Below are 22,284 nucleotides of genomic sequence, written 5' to 3'. Positions count from 1 at the left end.
ACCGCTGTTGACTCGTGTGAGCACCTCAACGAGGATTGCCTCAATGGAGATCGACATGACTCTGCGCAGTCGGGCCGCCGTGCACCAGGCGTTGTCCGACCCGGTCCGCCTGGGGATCGTCGACCTGCTCACCGTCGGCGACCGCTCGCCGGGCGAGCTCGCGCGGCGGTTCGACCTCACCTCGAACCTGTTGGCCCACCACCTGAAGGTGCTCCGCGAAGTCGGGTTGGTGGCCCGCGCGCAGTCCTACGCGGACGGTCGCCGCGCATACGTCCGGCTGCTGCCCGCCGCGCTCGACGGCCTGCGGCCCACCCCGACCGTCACCGCGCCGAGGGTCGTGTTCGTCTGCACCCGCAACGCCGCGCGCTCGCCGTTGGCCGCAGCGGCGTGGAGCGCGCGCAGCCGCATCCCGGCCACCTCCGCCGGCACCCACCCCGGCCCGCGCCTCAACCCCCGCGCGATCACCACCGCCCGCCGGCACGGCCTGACCCTGGGGCGCGGCACCACCGCCCACGTCGGCGACGTGGTCGAGCCGGACGACCTGGTGGTCGCGGTGTGCGACCGGGCGTACGAGGAGATGGGACCGTCGGACCGGTGCGTGCACTGGTCGGTGCCCGACCCCGGGCCGGTCGACACCGACGAGGTGTTCGAGGACGTGCTCGCCCTGCTCACCGAGCGCGTGGACCGGCTGGCCGCCATCGCGGAGGCGTCGTGAAGCGGGTCGGCCTCGCCACCATCGCCCGTGAGTGGGGGCGCATCGGCTGCACCGGGTTCGGCGGCCCGCCCGCGCACATCGCCCTGCTGCGCGACCTGTGCGTGCGCCGGCGGGAGTGGGTGGGCGAGAAGGAGTTCGAGGACGGCATCGCGGTCACCAACCTGCTGCCCGGCCCGGCGTCCACGCAGCTGGCGATCCTGTGCGCGTGGCGGCTGCGCGGCGCGAGCGGTGCGCTGGTCGGTGGTTTCTGCTTCATCGTGCCCGGCCTGGTGCTGATCCTGGCCCTCGCGGCGCTCTTCCTGTCCGCCCAGCCGCCGCCGTGGGTGCTGGGCGCGGCGGCCGGCGCGGGCGCGGCGGTGCCGGCGGTGGCCGCGCACGCCGCGTGGGGCCTGATCCCCGGCAGTTGGCAGCGCGCGGGCAGCGGGACCCCGGCGCGGGCGCGGTGGTGCGCTTACGTGCTGGTCGGCGTCGTGGCGGCGGCGGTCACCGGGCCGTGGCTGGTGCTGGTGCTCGTCGTCGCGGGCCTGGTCGAGGTCGCGGTGCGCGTGCCGTCCGGCCGTGCGCAGGCCGTGCTGCCCGTCCTCGCCCTGCCGGCCGCGACCGGGGGCCTGCCCGCCGTGGCGTGGGTGGCGGCCAAGGTCGGCGCGCTGTCCTACGGCGGCGGGTTCGTGATCATCCCGCTGATGCGGCACGACGCCGTGACCACGTACGGCTGGATGACCGACGCGCAGTTCCTGGACGCGGTGGCACTGGGCCAGATCACGCCGGGCCCGGTGGTGCAGACCGTGGCCGTGGTCGGCTACGCGGCAGCGGGGGTGTGGGGCGGCCTGCTGGCCGCGTTCGTGGCCTTCGCGCCGTCGTTCGCGATGATCATCCTGGCCGGACCGCGCCTGGAGAGGCTGCGCGACAACGCCAAGGCCCAGGCGTTCCTCACCGGAGCGGGCGCGGCGGCGATCGGCGCGATCGCGGGCACCACCCTCCCGCTGACCGCCGCCCTGCACACCCCGTGGCAGTACGCCCTCCTTGCCGCCGCCCTGGTCTGGCTGCTCGCACTGCGCCGAGGCGTGGTCACCGCGCTGGTCGGGGCGGGCGTGATCGGAGCCCTGATCACGTTGGTGGGGTGAGGCGGTTGTCGGTTGAGGGGGCGGGTGCGGGGCACGGCGTGGATGGCTTCGGCGGCATCTGGTCGGCGGTGTCGAGCGGGGCCGCATCACCCGATCGGGGGCTAACGTCACCTGATTCGCACGCGACATAGCTGCCGACGACCATCGTTGGTCCGAACGGAGCGGGTGGCTCCGTCGACGGGAGGTGGCAGCGTGGCGACCGCAACGGCGAGTCTCGTGACGGAAAACCCGGATGAGGACCTTCGTGCGTTGGTGCGCTGGCTGCGCGACGAAGACGGTCTGCGCGGACGGGTCAGCCTGGCGGCGAAACCCCCGGCTCAGGGGGAGATGGCGCGGTGGTCGACGCAGCCGTGATCGTGTTGTCCAGCGGCACCGGGCCGATCCTCGTCAAGTCGGTGTTCACCTACCTCGCGCACCGGCGCACGACAGCGAAGGTGATCCTCAAGGTCCGCGACGACAAGGGGCGGGAGTTGGAGTTGACCTGCGGTTCCGGCGACGACGCGCGGGCGGCGCTGGCTGCGGTGCAGGACCTCCTGGAGGCATAGGTGGCGATCCTCCCCGACGCTGCGCGCTCCCGGGCCGTGCTGATCGGCACGAGCGACTTCCGGCGGGCCGACCAGTTCCCCGCGTTGCCCGCCGTGCGCAACAACCTCCTCGACTTGGTGTCGGCGCTGTCCGCCGCCGACACCGGCATCCTGGGGTGGCAGCAGTGCGTCGTCATCGACTCGCCCGACTCGGTGAGCAGCTTCATGGAACGCCTGCGCCAGTCGGTCAACCAGGCCGAGGACCTCCTGATCGTCTACTACGCGGGGCACGGCGTCCGGCACGACACCCGCGACGAGCTGTACCTCACCGTCCGGCACACCGACCGCGACGGCCTGGCCGGCTCGGCCGTCCCGTTCGACTTCGTGCGCGAGGTGCTGGCGGACAGCCCGGCCCGGGTCAAGCTGCTCATCCTGGACTGCTGCTACTCGGGAACGGCGCTCGGTGCCATGTCCGGCAACGGTATCGGGACGCGGGACATCAAGATCGCCGGGACGTCGGTCATCACGTCGTCACCCATGAACGCGGTGTCCCACGCCCCGCCCGGCGCGCGCAACACCGCCTTCACGTCGGAGCTGATCACCTTGCTGCACCGGGGCACCTCGTTGCCCGGCTCACCGCTGACGGTCAGCGCCCTCTACCGCTCCCTGCGGGCCGTCGCCGCCGTCCGTGGTCTCCCCGAACCGAAGTTCAAGTGCACCGACACCAGCGCCGACATCCTGCTGCGCAAGGAGATGCCGACCGCACCGGCACCGACCGCTCCCACCTCGCCCACCGCACCGGCCGTCCCGCCGGCGGAACTCCGGCCCGATCCCGGACCACCGGTCGTCCCCGGCTCGAGCTCGGTACTTCTCGGACCGCCGGCCGCGAGCGCTGTCGCCCCGCGGCGCGGCGAGTTGTCCGGCTTCACCAGAAAAGCGTCCCGGGTGGTCAGCGGGGTGCTGCTGATCCCGCTGTGGCTCGGGGTGGTCTGCGGTGTGAGCGCCGTGGTCGGCGGGGTGCTCGGTTTCCTCTTCGGCGACCCGCCGGCGGGCAAGGCCGCTTCCTACGACCTCGGCATGGGCTTCGCGGTGCTGTTGCTCGGGTTGTTCTGCGCCGTGGTCCTCCGCTGGCCGATCGCCCACCTGCGCGCCGGTCGGTGGCCGCTCACCCACGAGCAAGCCCTCGACGTCGTCCTGTTCCGGCCGTTGGTGCGGATACCGGTCTTCCTGTCGGTCATCGCGCTGCTGATCCTCTTGGGCACGGCCACGGCGATGGTCGCCGGGTCCTCGTCCGCGCCGGCCGCCACTTCGGGAAGCGCTGTGGCGACGACCGTGTCGAGCACCGGCATCCTGTTCGGGTTGGCGGCCCTGTTCGTCCTGTCGATCCGCAACCGGAGACGGGCAATGGGGGAAAGCAGTCCCGCGTGAGGCCCGGCCGCACGACCGGGCCTCACCTCTACAGCCGACGAGATGTCACCACCAGGTGGCGGTGCACCCCCGTGGTGCGGCCTGGGTTCCCTCGCACAGCTTCACCTGCACCACGTCGTTCGCCTCCACCGTGACGTGCGTGGTGGTGGCCCGGGGCACTCCGGATATCGGCACGTACCGGGTTCCGGTCGACGTGCGCACCGCCAGCACCGACGACGGGAACGGGCTCCCGGCGCTCGTGGAGATCGCCGCCTTCGCGGTCCAGCGGCCGTCGGGGAGGCGGTACTTCGTCACGTTCGCCGTCGCCCCGGCACGGGCCGTGGTGACGGTTCGGCTGGTCGTGGCGACGGGTGCGCCCGGACCCCGTGCGGTGAGGAAGTGGCTGTTCGCCAGGTTCCAGTGGTCGGACAGGTAGGAGCCCGGCGGTGGCGCGGTGTTGAAGTAGTCGTCGTTGTTGCAGTCCACGATGTCCTCGTCGGCCGACGGGCACTCGATCTTCAGCCCGTGGTCGGGCAGGCTGTCGTCGTCGTAGCAGAGGATGTCCTGGTCGTCCCAGCAGTGCCCGATCGGCGTCCCGTGCGGCGCGCTGCTCTGGACCGCGCCGAGGGCGTGCAGCAGCTCGTGACCGCCCGGCGCCCAGTCCGAGCAGCCCCGGTCGAGCACGGCCCAGCCCGGACCGGAGTTGAGCGGGTTGTCCGGCCCCGGTTCGTCCCGGTCGCCCGGGTCGTTCCACCCCAGGCCGCAGTCGTGCGACCCGTCGTCGAACACGAGGTACTTGCGGTCCACGCGGTCGTGGCCCTGCGCTTTGAGCGCGGTGGCGATCCGCTCCGCGTCGTCGATCTCCGACGCCGGCACGGCGACGCCGAGCACGACCGGCCGGCAGTCGGCGTGGTGCACGAACCGGATGTGCCGCACCCCGCCGGTCCGCTGCGCGGACTCCAGCACCGCCGCGTCGATCCGGTCCGCCCACTCCTGGACGAGGGGCTCCACCTCCGGGAAGCGGTCCGGTTCGCCCGTCGCGTGCACGTACATCAGCTGCACCCGCTTGCCCGTGGTCCCGTCGCCCTCGCAGATCACGCCGGCGGGTGACGTCCTGACCACGGCGGTCGACGCGTCGGCCCCCTGCACCCCCGACATGGCCAGCACGCAGGCGAACAACGCCGCGCCCCGCCTCAGCACTCGTCTGTTCACGGTTCCCCCTTCACTGTCTCGACGCGACCGATCGTGGTCCGGGAAACCCGAAAAGCGCGGACTATCACCCTCCGCCGGTACTTCCGGGCACTCTCGTTGCCCGCACGAACTCCCGCACGAGCCCCTTGCGCGCACCACCGGATCGGCCACCTCGCCTGACGAGCCGTCCGGGCAGCCGCGAGGGCACCGCACGCCGCCCTCGCGGCTGCCCGGACGGGCCGCTCGTGCCCGCACGGGGCGATTACCGTCGCCGCATGGAGCGAGCGCGCGCAGCCCGGTGCGTGGGCACCGGGGACCACGTGCCCGACCGGCGCGCTTCCCGGGACGCCCACGGCCTGTCGGCGTTGCAGCGGCAGGCCGGCAACCGCGCAGTCGCCGGGCGGATCGCCGGCGTGCAGCGGCTCGGGGACGAGCACGGGCAGCACGTCGGCAACGGGGTCGTCGGGCTGACCGCGTCCCTGTCGTCCCCGGTGCCCGCGAACGCGCTGGTCCGCTACGAAGCCGAACCGCTGCCCGTGCCGGGCTTCACCGGGTTCCGGTTCACGGTGACCGACCGGTCGTCGGGCACGGTCGTGCGGCTGCTGAACAGCGCCTCGCCGGTGGTCGACCTGCGCCTGCCCGGTGTCGCGCGCTACCGGATCACGTGCGCGGTCACGCACGGGCGCACGGAGCTGACCCGGGTGTCGCTCGACCAGGACACCCGCGCCCGGGTCAGGGTCTCCGGGAGCGGGGGGCAGGACACCGCCGCGCTGGACGAACTGGCCAACGAACTGTCCCAGTACGTGCTGGACGCCGCGACGGCCACCGGCCCGAACGGCATCACCGCGCGCTTCCTGGCCTCGGTGCTGCGCATCGAGATCGGCAACACCGCGCCCCTGCCCCTGATGTCGCCGACGGCGGCACGCGACCGCGAGGTCGCCCGGTCGCAGGCAGCCGTCCGCAGGCGGGAAGCCGGCGAGGACGTGCCCGCCGGCGAGCTCGACGCGTCGATCGGCGTCGGCCAGGTCAAGCCGAGCACGGCGGCCATGCTCCTCGGCGACACACCGCCGATCGAACAGGACCGCGCCAACCGGGCCCCGGGCCGCGACCGCATCCAGCGGGGCTTCATGGCGTTGGCCCCGGCCCGGCAGCGGACCCTGGTCACGTTGTTGAGCTGGCCGAAGTCCAACATCGCCATCGCCGCGCAACTCCTGGCCGGCCTGAAGAACCGCGTGCACCGCTACCCCGGCCTGCCGCGCGCCGTGTTCGGCGCTTCCGAGCGCGCCGCGCAGATCATCGCCACCGAGTACAACCTCGGCGGCAGCCGCACGCCGGAGGCGCTGGCCAACCCGAGCTGGTACGGGCGCGAGGCGTGGCAGCACATGGGCGACCCGGAGATGGCCAGGCTCTTCCCGAACACCTGACCCGCGCCGCGCGGTGGTGGGCACGGCCGCCCCGATCGAGTGCCGCACGCCGCGCGGGCTGCCGACCGGGCGGTCTTTCCGAACCTGACGGGTGAAGTCCCGTCCACCGGCGGGGTCGGCGTGAGGTGGTCTGGAAGCATGGTGCGATGCGGTCGGCGTGGATCAAGTGGGCTCGCGGCGTGGAGCACCAGCAGGTTCTCGCCCGTGCGGTGCGGGAGTTCGACTTCAGCAAGGCGTACGCCTACGAGCGGACGGACAACGTGGGGGACGTCGCCGACCCGGTGGTGCGGGTGCAGTGGCGGCTGAAGGTCCTGGAGCCCTTCCCCGAGCGGTGGGGCGCGGTGGTCGGGGACGTGCTGACCAACCTGCGCGCGGCCCTGGACCACACGTTCTGGGCCGCCGTCATGGCGCACACGGGGATGCCGCCCAAGCCGCAGCTGGTGACCTTCCCGCTGTCCGTCGCCCACGACAAGATCTTCAAGGACAAGGTGAAGAACCTCAGGCCGCTGGTCGCGCCGGAGTTCTGGGAACTGGTGGAGGCGGTCCAGCCGTTCCGCTCCGAGCGGCCCATGGACGAGCCCCTGGAGTGGCTGCGCTGGGTGTCCAACGCGGACAAGCACCGCGCCGTCCGGGTGATCGGCCAGATGGCGTTCGACATGGGACCGGTGATCTTCGACGGCGAGCGGTACGAGATGGTCGAGGAAGCCCGGTTCACCGGGCCCGTCGAGGACGACGCCGTGGTCGCGCGCCTGACGTTCAAGCGGCCGGTGGGCGGTCGCAGCGTCAACCTGGTGCCCACCTTCGCCTACTCGCCCGTGGTCCAGGTCGGCGAGGAGGTCGACCGGGTGGAGCCGCTGCACGTGGTGATGGAGGCGATGCGCCGGCACGTGGTCGACGTGGTCGACAAGGCGACCGCGATCCTCGGGGCGCGGCGCCCGTCGCTCGACGAGCTGGAACTCGGCATGGAGCACGTCGCCGTCGCGGCCGAGAACGCCGGGGTCATCGCCACCTTCCGCGACCAGCGCGGCACCGTCCACCGCCTGGACGTGCCGGCCGGCGACGAGGTACGGGCCGCCGCCCGGAAGTGGGCCGGCCTGCCCGGCTAGGTCCGCGCCCCGCCCGCTTCCCGCCCTCGCCCGGGTCTCGTCGCACTCGGTCGCCTGGCGTGGCGGGGTTTGGCGGACCCCGCGGCGAGGAATGCAGTCCCATGGGGATCTTGGTGTCCAAGAAGCGTCCGCCGGCGTGGTTGTTCGGGTTGGTCGGGGCGGTGGTCATCGCGGGCTTCGCCTACGCGACCTTCACGATGTGGCGCAACGACGTCGCGCTGTCCGAACGCGGGCAGCAGACGTCGGCGCGCGTGGTGGACACCGGGAAGCGCGACGAGGTCGAGTTCCGCACGGCCGACGGCGAGCAGGTCCACGCCCTGATCGGCCAGCGGTTGTCGGGGCCGCAGCTCGCGGTGGGGGAGCAGGTCGAGATCGTCTACGACCCGGCGGACCCGACGTCGGACGTGGACGACGTGCGGGCCCGGGACGACCACTCGGTCACGTTCCTGATGTTCGGGGTCACCCTGGCCGCCGCGCTGTCCATCCCGGTGGTGACCTGGCGACTCGCCCGGTCGTCGAGCCGCCGCCGCAGCACCTCGGCCTGACGTCCCCGGCCGGGCCCCGACCGTCACGTGGAGCGGATGCGGGCGATCGGGGTCGGGCCGAGGCGAACCCGAGCAAACCCGAACCCGAGCACGCCCGAACCCGAGCACGCCCGAACCCGAGCACGCCCGGACCGGTCAGCCGACCATCAGCAACGGCCGGGCGGTGGCCTCGGCCGCCTCCCGGGCCTCGGCCGGGAAGTCGTGGAGGTCGAGCGAGCCGGTCGCGCCCGCCGCGTCCAGGACCCGGCGGACCAGGGGCGTCACCACGACGTGCAGCCGCCCCCGCCGGCTCGCCGCCGCCAGCGCGGTCGCGGCGTCGGCGGAGAAGAAGGTGACCTCGCTCAGGTCGACCACCACCCCCCGCGACCCCTCCAACGCCGATTCCACGCGCCCGCGCACGACCGGGGCGGTCCCGGAGTCGAGGCACCCCCGCACGGCCAGCACCGCCACGGTCCCCGTCTGTTCGAGCGACACGACCACACCGTCAACGTCAACCCGCAGTCCCACTTGAGCCCCTCCGCCACCACGCCGACGCCACCCGAAGGCGAGACCGCCATCGCCGTACCCGTTCCCCGTCCCACCCACCGCCAAACGCGCCACGCCCGCATCCCGAAGGGCGGGTCGCGCTCCGGGCTGGTGCGGGGACGGGGTGGCCTGGAAGGGCGGGTTACCGGAGCAGCACGATCGACGTGACCAGCAGGTCCCGGGTCGCGGTCCAGCGGCCGGACAGGTGGGTCAGCGGGGGGCCGTCGTCGGTGGTCGTCCCGTCCACCAGGATCGTGGCGTCGAACGTGCCCCGGTCGGCCGCTTCCGCGGTGAAAGATATTTCCGCCTGGTCGAAACCCAGCCACCGGCGGGTCAGCGGGAACCACGTCTTGAAGATGGATTCCTTCGCGGAGAACAGCAATTTGTCCCAGTGCACGCCGGAGACGGTCGCGCCGGCGATGAAAGCGCGTTCCGGTGGGAGGCTCACGGCGGGCAGCACGTCGTCCGGCAGGGGCACGTTGGGTTCCGCGTCGATGCCCATTCCGCGCACCAACCCGGCGGGAGCCGCCACCGCTCCCCGGTAACCGGCGCAATGGGTCAGCGAGCCCACCGCCCCCTGCGGCCAGACGGGCGCACCGTCGGCGTCTTTCAGGATTACCGCGCTTTCGTGACCCAGGGCGGACAGGGCCACCCGCGCGCAGTGCCGGACCGAGATGTACTCATTCCTGCGCTTCGCCACGGCCCTCTCCACCTGGGCCAGTTCGGCGGGGTGGCAGAACAGGCCCGGCGGGTCCTCGAACAGCTCGGCCGCCGCCACCCCCGGTGGCGTGATGACCGACAGCAGGCGCGGGTGCGCGGCCACCGGGGAGGGCGCGGTCGGCTCCTGGCTCATGGGGCGACGGTACCGGAGCCCGCCCACGTCTCGTGCACGGAAAGCCACTTGTCGTCGCGGAGTGCCGCAGTGGCGATGCGGGCCGTGGCGTCGCCGGCACCCCGGTGCCGCTCCTCCCACCTGATCAGCTTCAGGCCGCCCGACTCGGCCAGCACGGTCACCTCGGAGATGTCGATGACCAGGTCCGGCATCTTCCCGCCGACGCTGCGCAGCAGTTCGCCCAAACGGGCCAGGTCCATCCGGGCGCCCTCCACGTCGACCAGGGTGAATTCCGGGTCGTGGGCCTCCGTGAAACGGCGCAGTCCCGCTTCGTCGGAATTGTTCAGCCAGGATTGCAGGGCACGGTGGTGGGCCACCACCAAGGCGGTTTCGGGTGATTGCGTGTTTGCCACACGTCCACGCTAGCAGCACGGATCGGACGTGTCACCGGGCGGCGCGGGGTGCGAGGTGTGAAGAACTCCGCAACCGGTGTGAAGGGCGGCTCAACGATCGGGTGGTCGGTTGAAGTCGTGCTCAACGCTGCCTGAATGAGGTCTAAATTGTCGCCGGTGCCGGCCGGTCGTAATCTGGCCACAAAGCCTTCCCCATTCTTCTGCGAGGTGGGAATGAACGCCGACGGCCGGTTGGCCTTCCAGCTCTTCGAGGGGTTCGCGTTGTCCGCCGTGCTGTCCTCCCTGGAGATCGAGGGGTTGTTGGACCGGCTGGCGGGCACCGGCCGCCTCGTCGACGACCCGGCGGGCGGGTTCCCCGACGCCGTGCTCCGCTACCTCGTCCAGCGCGGCATCGCCGAGGAGCGCGGGGACGGGCACGCGCTGACGGCGTTCGGCGAGTGCGTGCGGGCCGACATCGGGTACCTGATCTGGCTGTCCGGCGGGTACGGCGTGCCGCTGCGCTCGGCGGCGTCGTTCGTCACCGGGGCCCGCGCGCCGGGCGACCACGCGGGCCGCGACGGGCGCGCGGTCGCGGTCGGCTCGGCCGTGGTGGGGCGCGGCGACCTGGTGCCGCAGGCGATGGAGCTGCTGGGCACGGTCGAACCCTCCCGGGCGCTCGACCTCGGCTGCGGCAACGCCCACCTGCTGATGGCGGTCTGCGAGCGGTTCGGCATCACCGGGGTCGGGGTGGACGAGAACGCCGAGGCGTGCGCGGAGGCCGGGCGGGAGGTGGACGCCCGCGGGCTCGCCGACCGGGTGGGCATCGTCCGGGCCGACGCCGCCGAGGTCGGCGCCGTGCTCGACGCCGACCGCTTCGACCTGGTGATCGCGTTCTTCCTGCTGCACGAGATCCTGGCGTCCGGCCGCGACGCGCTGGTGCGCTACCTGCGGGGCCTGTCGCGCCGGCTGCCCGCGTCGGCCCACCTGCTCATCGCCGAGGTCGCCCCGGCCGAGGGCGCGCACTCCGGGCCGTTCGCACCCGAGTTCACGCTCGTGCACTCGATGATGGGGCAGACGCTGCTGGGCCGGGACGAGTGGTTCGCGGTGCTGGCCGAGGGCGGGTTCCGCGTGGTGCGCGAGCAGGACTGCGCCATGCCGAGCGGGCTCCTGCTGCTGGCCGGGAACGCCCGGTGAGCGCGGTGGCGGGCGGCGACGAGGTGGACCGGTTGCGGGAGACCGTGCGCGCGGCCCGCGCCGCGCGCACGACGGTCGAGGCACCCGAGGTCGCGCCGGGCGTCGAGGACGCCTACCGGGTGCAGCGGGAGCTGTTCGGCCACGACCTCGTCGGCTACAAGCTCGGCCTGCTCAGCCGCGCCAAGCAGGAGCAGATGGGGCTGTCGCAGCCGATCCACGGCCGGCTCTCGCGCGGTGACGTGGTCCGCGCCGAACCCGGCCGGGTCACCCGGCTGGACGTCGGGAGCTTCATCCAGCCCCGCTTCGAACCGGAACCGGCGGCGTGGCTCGGCCGCGACGTCCCGCCCGGTGCCGACCCCGGCCACGCGCTGCGGTCGGTGGACCACTTCGTCCTCGCCCTCGACGTGCTGGACAGCGTGTGGCGGGACTACCGGTTCCGGATCGGGCACGTCATCGCGGACAACGCCTCGGGCGGGGTGGCGGTCTGCGGGTCCGTCCCCGTCCACGGCGTCGACGGCGTGCTGGAGGTCCACCTGGACGGCACCCGCCTCGGCGGCGGGCGGGTCACCGACGTCGGCGAGAACCTCGCGTGGCTGGCCGGGGCGACCGGCGGGCTGCGGGCGGGCCAGGTGGTCCTGCTCGGGTCGCCCGTCCCCGCCACCCCGGTGGTGCCCGGCGCGGTCCGGGTCGTCGGGTTCGGCACCGAGATCGAGGTCGGGTTCCGCTGAAGCGCGCACCACCGAGCACGGGAGGGACCGGACATGCCGTTCATCCACATCACCATGGCCACCGGGCGCACGCCGGAGCAGAAGCGGGCGTTGCTGGCGGCCGTCGCCGACGCCGTCCACGAGACCACCGGGACGCCCCGGGAGTCGGTCCGGGCGTGGATCACCGAGGTCGACCCCTCCGCTGTCATCGCCGGCGGGGTGATCCTCTCCGACCGGCGGAAGTGAACCACTCGACCAGGAGCGAGCCATGCGGTTTCTCCCGAACATCATCGACGGCCGGGAGCGGGACTCGGCCGGCGGGCTCTTCGACTCGATCGACCCGTGGACCAGGACCGCGTGGGCACGAGCGCCGCGCAGCGGCCGTGACGACGTCGACGCCGCCGTGGGCGCGGCCCGGCGGGCGGCGGACCGGGGGCCGTGGCCGAGGATGGGGTCCGCCGAGCGCGGCGCGCTGCTGCACGCCCTCGCGGACCTGGTCGTGCGCGACGGCGGGCTGCTGGCCGAGGCGGACACCTCCGACGTCGGCCGCCCGCTGGCCGCCGTCCGGGACCACGACGTCCCGCGCGCCGCGCGCAACTTCCGCTTCTTCGCCGACCACGCGCGCCTGGGCACCGCCGAGCGCTACCCGTCCGACGCGGGCTTCCACACCTACTCCCGGCACGAGCCGGCCGGCGTGGTCGCGGCGGTGTCGCCGTGGAACTACCCGCTGATGCTGGCGTCGTGGAAGATCGCGCCCGCGCTGGCGTGGGGCAACGCGGTCGTGCTCAAGCCCGCCGAGCAGTCGCCCGGCTCGGTCACCCGGTTGGCCGCGCTGGCGCTGGAGGCGGGGTTCCCGCCGGGGGTGCTCAACGTCGTGCACGGCCACGGCCGGGCCGGCGCGGGGGAGCACCTGGTCGGCCACCCGGGCGTGGACCGGGTGACGTTCACCGGGTCCTCCACCACCGGGCGGGCCGTGGCGACGGCGGCGGCGGCGAACCTCACCCCGGTGAGCATGGAGCTGGGCGGCAAGGGCGCCGCCCTGGTCTTCGCGGACGCGGACCTCGACGTCGCCGTCGACCGCGCGGCGGAGGCGGCGTTCGGCAACGCCGGCCAGATGTGCCTGGCCGGGTCGCGCATCCTGGTGGCGCGCGAGGTGTTCGACGTGGTCGTGGAGCGGCTCGCCGAGGCGGCGGCCTCGCGCGCCACCGGCGACCCGCGCGACCCCGCCACGGCGGTCGGCCCGCTGGCGACGGCCGAGCACCACGCGAAGGTGGTCGGTCACCTGGACCGGGCGGCGGCCGACGGCTGGACCGCGATCGGGGCGGGCCACGACGACCGGTTCGTCCGGCCGACCCTCCTGCTCGGCGGCGCCACCGGCTCGGAGGTGTGGCGCGAGGAGGTCTTCGGGCCGGTGGCGACGGTGACCGCGTTCGACTCGGAGGACGAGGCGGTCGCGCTGGCCGGCGACACCCGGTACGGGCTCAACGCCGTGGTGTTCACCACGGACGTCGCGCGCGCCCACCGGGTCGCGGGCAAGCTGGGCGTGGGCACGGTGTGGGTGAACTGCTTCTTCGTCCGCGACCTGCGCGCGCCCTTCGGCGGTGCGGGCTCCTCGGGCATCGGCCGCGAGGGCGGCTCCTACAGCCGAGACTTCTTCACCGAGCCGAAGACCGTGACGATCGCGGTGCCCGGCTGAGCCGGACGCGGCCGACGCGTCGGCGCGGAGCCCGGGGTGCGCTGCCCAGCCGCCCCGGGCTCCGCGCATTGCCGACCCGGACCCCGGCGACGCCCTTTGTCGACGGTGGGAAAATCACCGCCCGGCGTCGTCGCACGTTCCGGCGGATGGTACCACCCGGGTCGCGTTAAATATTCCTGAATCGGTCGGGGTATTGACGTTCCGCCAGGTGGGCCGGTTCGGGAAACCCCACGACGGATCTGGCCGAACGCCCGGTGTTTCGCTAGATTCGGAACCGCGGGGCAGGGGGCCACCGCGCGGAACGCGATTCGACGCCGTTCCGCCTACGTCGACCGACAGCAGTTCCGCTGTTCGCCGGCCCATTCCGGGCGGCCTCGTTCCCGCCGGTCGACGGCGTCGCTGACAGGGGGTGTCGGTGCTCGTGCGGCCACTGGCCGCGAAATCGCAGGCCGGACCGACCGCTGACGGTCGAACCGCCCGCCGTGCCGTTCGGTCCGGCGGGCGGACTCCTGCTGGACTGCTGAACGAACGATGTGACAGTTGGTGGCACACAACCGGGGGTCAATTGTCTACGATCGCTCGCCTGGAGGTTTTCCGGTCGGTCGCGCGCCACGGTTCGCTGACGCGCGCGGCGAAGGACCTGATGTACACCACCTCGGCCGTTTCCCAGAACCTGTCCGCATTGGAGCGGGAATTGGGGGCCCCGCTGTTCCACAGAATGCCCCGGGGCGTCACGCTGACCGAACCGGGCAACGTGCTGCTCGCCCACGTCGACAAGATCCTGGACGAGTACCGGTCGGCCCGGCAGGCCGTGAAGCGGGTGAACCTGGGCACCGGCAGCCTGGTGCGGATCGGGGCCTTCGCCGAGGCGAACGCCACGATCGTCGCCACCGCCGTGGCCCGCTTCCGCGCGGCTTTCCCGTCGGTCGACATCTCCGTCCGGCGGGTCGAGTCGGAGGCGGCCCTCGACCTGGTCGTCGACCGCGAGCTGGACATCGCCGTGGTGCACGAGTTCTGCGGCGAGAAGCTGACGGTCCCGGCCGGGGTGGAGCTGGCCGCGCTGATGGAGGACCGCTTCCACGTGCTCCTGCCGCAGGGGCACCGGTTCGCGGGTGCCCGGGAGGTCGCCCTGGCCGAGCTGGCGGAGGAGTCGTGGATCCACTGCACCGGCAAGTGGACGCTCGACGTGCTGGCCCGCGCCACGCGCCCGGCGGGGTTCGCGCCCCGGGTCGTCCTCCAGTGCGACGACGAGACCGACCTGCCGGGTCTCGCCGCCGCCGGGGTCGGGGTGGCGCTGACGTCGAGCCTGTCGCGCTCCAGCCTGCGCAGCGACGTCGTGGTGGTGCCGCTGGCGGGTGACCCCGTCGTGCGCACCCTCTACACCGCCACGGCGTCGGTGCCGTCCACGTCGGTGCCGGTCCTGGCGATGCAGGACCTGCTCGGCGGCGCCGAGGACCTGCTCGTCCGGTCCTCGGCGGGGTAGCGGCCCGCCGTGCTGGCTCCGGGCCGGTCGTGACCGCCACCCGGACCGGAGCCACCGCACAGCGGGACCGACGCCGGCGTCAGACGCCCGGGTAGGCCGGGCAGCCGGTGTAGAGCTCGAACGGCGGGAACACGGCCAGCCGGTCGATGGTGCGCAGCCGCTTGGCGAACACGTTCTCCTCGCGCCACAGGTCACCGCTCAGCATGAGCGACGCGGCCTCGTCGTCCACGATGTCGCCGAAGGTGTCCATGAAGGCCCAGAAGTCGAACTTGTGCTCGTAGAACGACTGGACGAGCCGGAAGTACGTGTCGTACCCGGTCTTGTAGAACGAGTCGTAGCGCGCGCCGGCGACGGCGACCGGCGTTTCGCCCGACAGGACGCGCGCGGCCTCCAGCGCGGCCTGCCGCCCGGTGGCGATCCCCAGGTAGACGCCGCCGGAGAAGACCGGGTCCACGAACGCCGCCGCGTCGCCCGCCAGGAACCACCGGTTGCCCGCCGCGTGCTCGGCGAAGTAGGCGAAGTCGACCTCCATGCGCACCGGGCCGGTCGCGGTGGCGGCACCCAGCCGCTGGGTGATCCGGGGCACCCGGACCCGGAACCGGTCGAACACCTCCTGGTAGGAGCGGCCCCGCCCGAGGGTCGTCCGGTGCATCACCGTCCCGATGCTCAGCACGTCCTCGCTGATGGGGATGGCCCACACCCAGCCGTCCGGGTGCAGCCCGACCTGGATGTCGCCCCGCACGCCGGGGTTGTCCGCCTCGTCGACACCGTGGAAGTGCCGGAACAGGGCGATGTTGTTGAGCCGCTCCACCCGGTGGCGCAGCTTCAGCTTCTTCGCGATCAGCCCCGCGCGCCCGGTCGCGTCGATCACGACCCGGGCGGCGACCCCGACCTGCTCGCCACCGGGCAGGCGCACGGTGACCCGGTGGTCCGCGTCGCCCTCGGCGAGTTCTACGTCGGCGGACTCGACCGGCGACACCACCTCGGCGCCCGCCGCCGAGGCGGAGTCGAACAGCAGCTTGTCGAACCGCGCGCGCTCCACCTGGACGGCGCTGTGGTGGCGGCCGGGGCCCTGGAGGTCGAACCCCACCCGGAAGTCGCGCCCGGAGCTGTCGCAGAACTCCGCGCCGCGCTTGACCGGGTGGCCCTCGGCGCGCAGGGCCTCCAGCAGCCCGAGCTGCTCCAGGATGGCCATCATGTGCGGCAGCAGCGACTCCCCGATGTGGAACCGGGGGAACTCCGCCTTCTCCACCAGCAGGGTCGTCAGGCCGGACAGCGCCGACTGCCGCGCCGCGACCGACCCCGCCGGTCCGCCGCCCAGGACCACGACGTCGTACTTCGACAGATTCATCAAACTCATCCTCATTTCGCGAGAAGGGTGCGGACGGACCGGGAGTGGGTGCGGTGGCGGGCGGCGCTGCCCGCCACCCCGTCAGCGCAGCGCGCCCGACGCCGCCAGCCCGGCGACGAACGACGACAGGTAGCGGCGGTCCAGGACGGGCCACCGGAAGCCCCACGCCGCCAGGAGCCGGTCGGTCGCGGCGCAGGAGAACTCGACGCCGTGCCCGCCGTCCCCGGCCGATCCCCGGAACGCGATCAGCGGTGCCAGGTCCGCCGCGTGCGCCGGGTCGCGGGACAGGCGCTCGAACGCCTCCTCGAACTCCCCGGGGTCGACGGGGCGGACGGGCCGGCCCGCCTCGGCCAGGCTCGCCAGGACCTCGGCCCGGACGGTCGAGGTTGGGTTGAAGGGGTGGAACACCAGCGGACCGGCCGAGGCGGTCGAGAGCAGGACGACCGCGCGCGCGGTCAGGTCCACCGGCGACAGCTCGACCGCCTCCGCCGGGGACCCGGCGGGGACGACGCCGAGCAGCGCGTGCGCCCGCAGGCCGGCGGCGAACCGGTTCTCCGCCCCGTTGACCTGGAACGTGCCGTCGGAGAAGCGCGGCATCAGGTTGCCGACCCGCATCACCTGCGCGTCCAGCCCGTCGAGCACGGCCTCGAACACGACCTGCTCGGACCGGAACTTGCTGCGGGCGTACTGGTTGGACAGGTCCTGCCCGACGTGGAAGTGCGCCTCGGTGAACGTGCCGGTCGTGGCCCGCCGCGCGTCGCCCGCCACGCTGATCGAGGAGACGTGCACCAGCCGGCGCCCCGGCCGCGCGGCCAGCGCGACGGCCGCGCGGGTGGTCCGCAGGTTGGTCGACTCGATGTCGTCGGCGGCGGAGAAGTGCTTGACCGAGCCCGCGCAGTTGTACACCGTGTCGCAGGCGAGGGGGCCGAGGTCGGCGAGGTCGTCGGCCTCGACGACCTCCAGGCGGTCGCGCACCGAGTCGTGGAACCCGCTGCCGAAGTAGGTGTCCAGGCGGTCGCGCAGCCGCTGCCCGGCGGACGCCCCGGGGCGGGGCCGGACCGGGCACCGCACCGTGCGCGCGGGGTCGCGCAGCAGCTCGAACACCACGTGGCTGCCCAGGAAACCGGTCGCGCCCAGCACCAGCGCGTCGCCGATCGGGCGGCGTTCCGCGTCGGCCACCGTCGCGGGGGCACCGCGCGCGGCGAGCAGCGACGCGACGCGCCCGTGGTCGTCGTGCCCGGCCTCCGGCCGCGCCGGCCCCGGTTCGGCCCTGTCCTGCGCGGTGCGCGCGAGCGCCCGTGCGGTCGGCGCGGCGAACACGTCCGCGTAGGTCAGCGACAGGCCCCGGTGCCAGGCGGCGAGGGTGATCCGCGCGACGTCCAGCGACGTGCCGCCGCACTCGAAGAAGTCGTGCGTCGCCCCGATCCGGTCGACCGACAGCACCTCCTCGAACAGCCGGCAGAAGAACTTCTCCACCTCGTCGGCGGCCTCCGCGAACTCGACCCGGGAGGCGTCCTCGGCCGGGGTGGGCAGCGACCGCACGTCGGCCTTGCCCTGCGGGCTGCGCGGGATCGCCGCGACGCGCGCGAACTGCGTCGGCACCATGTAGCTGGGCAGGCTCGCCGCGAGCCGGGTCCTGAGGTCGGCACCGGTCAGGTCGGCGGAGCCGGTGACGAACCACGCGCACAGGTGCTCGCGCCCGGCGACGTCGCGGACGGCGACGGCGCAGTCGGCCACCGCGTCGAGCCGGTGGATCGCGGCCTCGACCTCCTCCAGTTCGACCCGCGCGCCCCGCAGCTTCACCTGCCGGTCGACCCGGCCCAGCACCACCACCTCGCCGCCGGGCGTCCACCGGGCGAGGTCGCCGGTCCGGTAGTGGCGCTCGCCCAGGCGGTCGGTGAAGCTGCGCGCGTTGAGGTCGGGCCGGTTGACGTACCCGGGCGACACGCAGTCGCCGGCGATCCACAGCTCGCCGGTGACGCCGACCGGCAGCGGGTGGCCCTCCGCGTCCACGACCTGCTCCCGGACGCCGTTGAGCGGCGGTCCGACCGTGATGGCCGCGCCCGGCACCAGCACGGCCTGGTTGGTGGAGACGCACGCCTCGGTCGGGCCGTAGATGTTGAGCACGGTGGCCGCCGAGCGCCGCCGCACGGCGTCGAGCAGGTCGTCGGTGAACGGCTCGCCACCCTGCACCACCAGTTCCAGGCCGGCGAACAGGTCGCGCAGCTCCGCGTAGCCGAGGAGCTCGCGCAACCGCGACGCCGTGAAGGCCATCGCGTTGGCCCCGCTGCGCCGGCCGAACTCGGCGAGCAGCGCGGGGTTCTGCACCGCGTCGTCGCCCGCCAGCGCGAACGTGAGCCCGTTGGCCAGCACGGAGAAGCACTCGTGCAGGAACCCGTCGAACGACACGGTGATGATCGACAGGGCGACCGCCCGGATGTCCCGGTACAGCCGGATGTGGGTGTTCTTCCGGTAGGGCGACACGTAGTTGACCAGGTTGCGGTGGGTGAGCACCACGCCCTTGGGTGTCCCGGTCGACCCGGAGGTGAAGATGTAGCAGCACGGGTCGTCCGGCGCGGTGCGCGCGTCGACGCGCGGGCCGCCCGGTGCCGGCTCGCGCAGCAGCACGTCCACCACGACGCCGCCCGGTCTGCGGTTCGCCTCGTCGGTCAGCGCGGCCACCGCCCCGGTGTCCGCCACGAACCGGGCCGTCCGGTCGGCGGGCAGCCTCGGGTCGACGGGCAGGAACGCCGCACCCGCCTTCATCACCCCGATCATCGCCACCACCAGCGCCGAGGTGCGTTCGAGGACCAGCGGGACGCAGTCGCCCCGGCCGATGCCCCGGTCGACCAGGCCGCGCGCCACCCGGTCCGACCGCTCGGCCAGCTCCCGGTAGGTCAGGGTCTCCGCCCCGGTGATCAGGGCGACCCGGTCGGGCGTGCGCTCGACGTGCTCCTGGAGCAGGTCCACCACGCTGCGGTCCCGGTTGGCCGTCTCGCCGCCGTCGCCGAACCGCCGCACCCGCTCGACCTGCGCGGCCGAGGAGATCGGCACGGAGCCGAGGCGGCGCTGCCAGGCATCGGCCCGCGTGAACGCCGCGCACACCGCCACCAGGCACTCCGCGATCGTGGCCGCCGTGCCGGCGGGGAAGGCGCGGGTGTCGGTCTCCACCCGGACCGTGACGTCGTCGCCGTCCGAGCCGACCGCGACCAGCAGCGGGAAGTTCGTGGCGCGCTCCGACAGCGACCGGACGCGGACGACCCCGCGCGAGGTGGGGTGGGCCGCCCGGTGGTCGTCCTGGTGGGCGAACAGCACCTGCGGCTCGTAGCCGAACTCGCGGACGGCGTCCGCGTACGGGTAGTCCTGGTGGCCGGTGACCTCGTGCAGCCGCTGCCCGACGTCGCGCAGGTAGGTGTGCACGGACCGGCCGCCGGCGGCGTCGAGGACGATCGGGACGGTGGTGGCGAACATGCCCACGGTCCGCGCGTGCTCGTCCGGCCTGGCGTCGCACACGGTGGCGATCCGCACGTCCGCCGTGCGGCCCAGGCGTCCCACGACCAGCGCGGTGGCGCCGAGGAAGAACGTCGCGGCGGTGACGCCCATCAGCGACGCCCGGTCCGCGACGGCGGCGCGCGCCACCCGTGCGTCGGCCCGCTCGCGGGGACCGGGCTCGCCGCGCAGCTCGGCGTTGGACAGCCGGGTGGCCCCCTCGCCGTCGCCGATCCGGTCCGCGTGCCAGCGCCGGTCGGCCTCGCGCCGGTCGGGTGCCCGGTGCGCCAGGTCGAGCGCCGTGGGGCCGGCCGGGGCGGGTGGCCGCCCCTCGTAGGCGGCGAGCAGGTCCTCCACGAAGATCGACCAGGACCGGCCGTCGAAGATCACGTGGTGGAAGTCGACCAGCACGACCACCTCGCCCGCCGACTCCACGACCACCACCCGGTGCAGCGGGGAGCCGACGAGGTCGAACGGCCGCACGAACCCCTCGGCGAGCGCGTCGGCGTCCCCGTCTGGCACGACGGTGATCTCCGGTGCCGGGTCGTCCGCCGCGACCTGGACCAGCACGCCCGCGCGCTGCTCCAGCCGGGTGGACAGGTGGGGGTGCCGGGCGAAGGTCGCCTCCAGCGCCGCGACGACCGCGCTCCGGTCGGCCGGGCCGAAGTCGATCCGGGCGGGCAGGTTGTACCGCAGCGACGGCGACCGCTCCGCTTCGAGGTACACCCCGAGCTGGGCGGCGGTCAGCGGCGCGTCGGCGCGGCCGGCGGCGGGCACGTCGGCCGTCCGGTCCGGTGCCCGCCCGACCACCGCCGCCAGCCGCGCGACCGTGTCGGCGGCGACGACGTCGCGCATCGACACCGCCTTGCCGTGCGCGCGGCCGATGCCGGCGGCGATGGTCATCGCGGTGAGCGAGGTCATGCCCCGCTCGACCAGGCTGTCGGTGGTGCCGAACCCGGCGGTGCCGACGGCGGCGGCCACGATGTCGTGAAGGCTGCCCTCCAGCGGTGTCGCCGGTCGCGCGGCCGGCCCCGGCGCGGTGGCCGGCTCCGGGAGGCGGTCGTGGTCGACCTTGCCGTTGCCCGTCGTCGGGATCGCCGCCAGCCGCACGAACGCCGAGGGCACGAGCGCGGCCGGCAGCACGCGCAGCAGTCCCTCCCGGAGGTCCGAGGGGGTGAGCGCCGCCGACCCGGTGTACCAGGCGACCAGGCGGTCACCGGCCCCGGACGGCGCGACCACGGCCTGGTCCACCCCGGGCACGGTCCGCACGGCGTTCGCCACCTCCGCCGGGTCGACCCGGACGCCCCGGACCTTCACCTGCCGGTCGACCCGGCCGAGGACCGTCGCGCGGCCGGCCGCGTCCAGCCGCGCCAGGTCACCGGTCCGGTAGTGGCGCACGCCGTCGACCACGACGAAGGACCGCTGCCCGGCGTGGTGGTCCCCGACGTAGCCCAGCGCCAGGCCCGGCCCGGACACCAGCAGCTCGCCCTCCAGGCCGGTGGCGAGCGGCCGGCCGCGCCCGTCCACGACCAGGTGCCCGACCGCGTGCACGGGCCGGCCGACGCCGATCTCCGCCCCGTCGGTGATCTCCTGGACGTGGGTGCCGATGGTGGCCTCGGTCGGCCCGTAGGCGTTGTAGACCTCGGCGTCGGTGGCCGCCCGCAGCTTCGCGAACAGCGCGGGCGGGAAGGGCTCGCCGCCCTGCACGACGACCCGGCACGCGCGCAGCGCGTCGAGGAACTCCGGCGCGCGGGCGTACTCGTCGAGCCGCGACGCCGTCGCGTTCAGGTACGTCACCCCCTCGCGCCGCATCAGCTCCGCCAGCCGCACCGGGTCCTCGGCCTCCCGGTCGGCCGGCAGCACCAGCCGCAGCCCGTTGGCCAGCGCGGTGAAGGCCACCGCGAAGAAGGCGTCGAAGCCGATCGACGCCACGCCGATCGCGGTCACGTCGTGGCGCACCGCCGCCGCCACGTCCTGGTTCGCGCGGAACGGGGTGGCGTAGTTGGCCACCCCCGCGTGCCCGATCCGCACGCCCTTGGGCGTGCCGGTCGAACCGGAGGTGTAGATCACGCAGCACAGGTCGGAGCTGGTGAGGGGCACCCCGGGGTCGGTGGTCGGCCGGCCCTCGGCGAGGGCGTCCGGTGCCGCGTGCGGCACGCCGAACCGCGCCAGGCGGGCCGCGTCGGTCCCGACGACCAGGGCGGGGCGGGCGTCGGCCAGGAAGTGCCGGACGCGGTCGTCGGGCAGGTCCACGTCGACCGGCAGGAACGCGCAGCCGGCCTTCAGCACCCCCAGGACCGCCACGAGCGGCAGCGCGCCGGGCGGGCACGCCACGGCCACGAGGTCGCCGGTGGTCAGACCTCGCGCGCGCAGCCCGTGGGCGATCCCGTTCGCCCGCCGGTCCAGCTCGGCGGCGGTCAGCGCGACCCCGCCGGCGACCAGGGCCGTCCGGTGCCCGGCGGTGGCGGCCCGGTCCCGCGCGAGGTGGACGATCGTCGGCAGGTCCCGCAGTCGGGCTTCGAGGCGCCGGTCTTCGCGGGTCGTGTCCGCGTGCGGTGGCATGGTCCCCCCTGGTGGCT

General features: G+C 74.0%; 17 protein-coding genes and 1 pseudogene. 12 read left to right on the top strand and 6 right to left on the bottom strand.

The window, feature by feature from the left end:
* Positions 1-55: 55 nt before the first annotated feature.
* From AB0I60_RS01400 to AB0I60_RS01385, 4 genes and pseudogenes are all read left to right on the top strand, one after another.
* Positions 56-715 carry a helix-turn-helix domain-containing protein gene (locus tag AB0I60_RS01400; RefSeq protein ID WP_360724946.1) on the top strand — a complete coding sequence of 220 codons (660 nt, stop codon included), beginning with the start codon at positions 56-58 and terminating at the stop codon, positions 713-715.
* On the top strand, positions 712-1,839 hold the full coding sequence (gene chrA, locus AB0I60_RS01395; RefSeq protein ID WP_360724944.1) for a chromate efflux transporter: 1,128 nt from the start codon (positions 712-714) through the stop codon (positions 1,837-1,839). Before AB0I60_RS01400 ends, chrA begins: the two co-directional genes overlap by 4 nt.
* A gap of 165 nt (positions 1,840-2,004) precedes the next feature.
* A pseudogene (locus tag AB0I60_RS01390) lies at positions 2,005-2,384 on the top strand (hypothetical protein).
* Entirely contained in the window at positions 2,385-3,791 is a 1,407-nt protein-coding gene (locus AB0I60_RS01385) for a caspase family protein (protein ID WP_360724942.1), read from the top strand. It begins immediately after the preceding pseudogene.
* A gap of 45 nt (positions 3,792-3,836) precedes the next feature.
* Here the strand turns inward: AB0I60_RS01385 and AB0I60_RS01380 are convergent, their stop codons facing one another.
* A complete protein-coding gene (locus AB0I60_RS01380; RefSeq protein WP_360724940.1) occupies positions 3,837-4,982 on the bottom strand; it encodes a hypothetical protein in 1,146 nt (381 codons plus the stop codon).
* Positions 4,983-5,236: 254 nt separating this feature from the next.
* Here AB0I60_RS01380 and AB0I60_RS01375 point away from each other — a divergent pair, with 254 nt between their 5' ends.
* From AB0I60_RS01375 to AB0I60_RS01365, 3 genes are all read left to right on the top strand, one after another.
* The gene (locus tag AB0I60_RS01375) at positions 5,237-6,385 is read left to right on the top strand and encodes a hypothetical protein (protein WP_360724938.1); all 1,149 of its coding nucleotides are present in this window, start codon (positions 5,237-5,239) and stop codon (positions 6,383-6,385) included.
* Positions 6,386-6,531: 146 nt separating this feature from the next.
* The gene (locus tag AB0I60_RS01370) at positions 6,532-7,491 is read left to right on the top strand and encodes a hypothetical protein (RefSeq protein WP_360724936.1); all 960 of its coding nucleotides are present in this window, start codon (positions 6,532-6,534) and stop codon (positions 7,489-7,491) included.
* A gap of 101 nt (positions 7,492-7,592) precedes the next feature.
* Positions 7,593-8,036 (top strand): DUF3592 domain-containing protein, encoded by a 444-nt coding sequence (locus tag AB0I60_RS01365; protein WP_360724934.1) that lies wholly within the window; start codon positions 7,593-7,595, stop codon positions 8,034-8,036.
* 135 nt (positions 8,037-8,171) lie between these two features.
* On the opposite strand, the gene AB0I60_RS01360 is transcribed toward AB0I60_RS01365, so the two are convergent.
* The 3 genes from AB0I60_RS01360 to AB0I60_RS01350 all read right to left on the bottom strand — a co-directional run bounded on the left by AB0I60_RS01360 (position 8,172) and on the right by AB0I60_RS01350 (position 9,668).
* The gene (locus AB0I60_RS01360) at positions 8,172-8,510 is read right to left on the bottom strand and encodes an STAS domain-containing protein (protein ID WP_360724932.1); all 339 of its coding nucleotides are present in this window, start codon (positions 8,508-8,510) and stop codon (positions 8,172-8,174) included.
* 193 nt (positions 8,511-8,703) lie between these two features.
* Positions 8,704-9,414, bottom strand: coding sequence for a 4'-phosphopantetheinyl transferase superfamily protein (locus AB0I60_RS01355; protein WP_360724930.1), 711 nt, complete (start codon positions 9,412-9,414; stop codon positions 8,704-8,706).
* The gene (locus AB0I60_RS01350) at positions 9,411-9,668 is read right to left on the bottom strand and encodes a hypothetical protein (protein ID WP_360724928.1); all 258 of its coding nucleotides are present in this window, start codon (positions 9,666-9,668) and stop codon (positions 9,411-9,413) included. The genes AB0I60_RS01355 and AB0I60_RS01350 overlap by 4 nt, the downstream gene beginning before the upstream one ends.
* Before the next feature lie 351 nt (positions 9,669-10,019).
* Between AB0I60_RS01350 and AB0I60_RS01345 the strand changes: the two genes are divergently transcribed.
* The 5 genes from AB0I60_RS01345 to AB0I60_RS01325 all read left to right on the top strand — a co-directional run bounded on the left by AB0I60_RS01345 (position 10,020) and on the right by AB0I60_RS01325 (position 14,865).
* Positions 10,020-10,979, top strand: a complete 960-nt coding sequence (locus AB0I60_RS01345) for a methyltransferase domain-containing protein (RefSeq protein WP_360724926.1) — start codon at positions 10,020-10,022, stop codon at positions 10,977-10,979.
* Entirely contained in the window at positions 10,976-11,707 is a 732-nt protein-coding gene (locus AB0I60_RS01340; RefSeq protein ID WP_360724924.1) for a hypothetical protein, read from the top strand. Before AB0I60_RS01345 ends, AB0I60_RS01340 begins: the two co-directional genes overlap by 4 nt.
* Positions 11,708-11,740: 33 nt before the next feature.
* Complete coding sequence (locus AB0I60_RS01335) at positions 11,741-11,932, top strand: 2-hydroxymuconate tautomerase (protein WP_360724922.1); 192 nt, start codon at positions 11,741-11,743, stop codon at positions 11,930-11,932.
* Positions 11,933-11,954: 22 nt separating this feature from the next.
* Positions 11,955-13,382: an aldehyde dehydrogenase family protein gene (locus tag AB0I60_RS01330; protein WP_360724920.1), complete on the top strand. Its 1,428-nt coding sequence runs from the start codon at positions 11,955-11,957 to the stop codon at positions 13,380-13,382.
* A 409-nt stretch (positions 13,383-13,791) separates the two neighbouring features.
* Positions 13,792-14,865, top strand: a complete 1,074-nt coding sequence (locus AB0I60_RS01325; protein WP_360724918.1) for a LysR substrate-binding domain-containing protein — start codon at positions 13,792-13,794, stop codon at positions 14,863-14,865.
* Between the two features lie 79 nt (positions 14,866-14,944).
* Here the strand turns inward: AB0I60_RS01325 and AB0I60_RS01320 are convergent, their stop codons facing one another.
* Together AB0I60_RS01320 and AB0I60_RS01315 are read right to left on the bottom strand one after the other, a co-directional pair.
* Positions 14,945-16,216 (bottom strand): NAD(P)/FAD-dependent oxidoreductase, encoded by a 1,272-nt coding sequence (locus AB0I60_RS01320; protein WP_360724916.1) that lies wholly within the window; start codon positions 16,214-16,216, stop codon positions 14,945-14,947.
* Positions 16,217-16,297: 81 nt separating this feature from the next.
* Positions 16,298-22,267 (bottom strand): amino acid adenylation domain-containing protein, encoded by a 5,970-nt coding sequence (locus AB0I60_RS01315; protein ID WP_360724914.1) that lies wholly within the window; start codon positions 22,265-22,267, stop codon positions 16,298-16,300.
* Positions 22,268-22,284 lie beyond the last annotated feature (17 nt).

Source organism: Actinosynnema sp. NPDC050436, from assembly GCF_040655415.1.
GTDB lineage: Bacteria > Actinomycetota > Actinomycetes > Mycobacteriales > Pseudonocardiaceae > Actinosynnema.
This window is presented reverse-complemented; position numbering and strand designations above follow the sequence as displayed.

What these genes read in the sequence shown, in the direction of transcription:
- AB0I60_RS01400 (WP_360724946.1), top strand. Translation starts at nt 56, where the DNA reads ATGACTCTGCGCAGTCGGGCCGCCGTGCACCAGGCGTTGTCCGACCCG.
- AB0I60_RS01375 (WP_360724938.1), top strand. Translation starts at nt 5,237, where the DNA reads ATGGAGCGAGCGCGCGCAGCCCGGTGCGTGGGCACCGGGGACCACGTG.
- AB0I60_RS01370 (WP_360724936.1), top strand. Translation starts at nt 6,532, where the DNA reads ATGCGGTCGGCGTGGATCAAGTGGGCTCGCGGCGTGGAGCACCAGCAG.
- AB0I60_RS01365 (WP_360724934.1), top strand. Translation starts at nt 7,593, where the DNA reads ATGGGGATCTTGGTGTCCAAGAAGCGTCCGCCGGCGTGGTTGTTCGGG.
- AB0I60_RS01355 (WP_360724930.1), bottom strand. Translation starts at nt 9,414, where the DNA reads ATGAGCCAGGAGCCGACCGCGCCCTCCCCGGTGGCCGCGCACCCGCGC.
- AB0I60_RS01345 (WP_360724926.1), top strand. Translation starts at nt 10,020, where the DNA reads ATGAACGCCGACGGCCGGTTGGCCTTCCAGCTCTTCGAGGGGTTCGCG.
- AB0I60_RS01335 (WP_360724922.1), top strand. Translation starts at nt 11,741, where the DNA reads ATGCCGTTCATCCACATCACCATGGCCACCGGGCGCACGCCGGAGCAG.
- AB0I60_RS01330 (WP_360724920.1), top strand. Translation starts at nt 11,955, where the DNA reads ATGCGGTTTCTCCCGAACATCATCGACGGCCGGGAGCGGGACTCGGCC.
- AB0I60_RS01320 (WP_360724916.1), bottom strand. Translation starts at nt 16,216, where the DNA reads ATGAATCTGTCGAAGTACGACGTCGTGGTCCTGGGCGGCGGACCGGCG.
- AB0I60_RS01315 (WP_360724914.1), bottom strand. Translation starts at nt 22,267, where the DNA reads ATGCCACCGCACGCGGACACGACCCGCGAAGACCGGCGCCTCGAAGCC.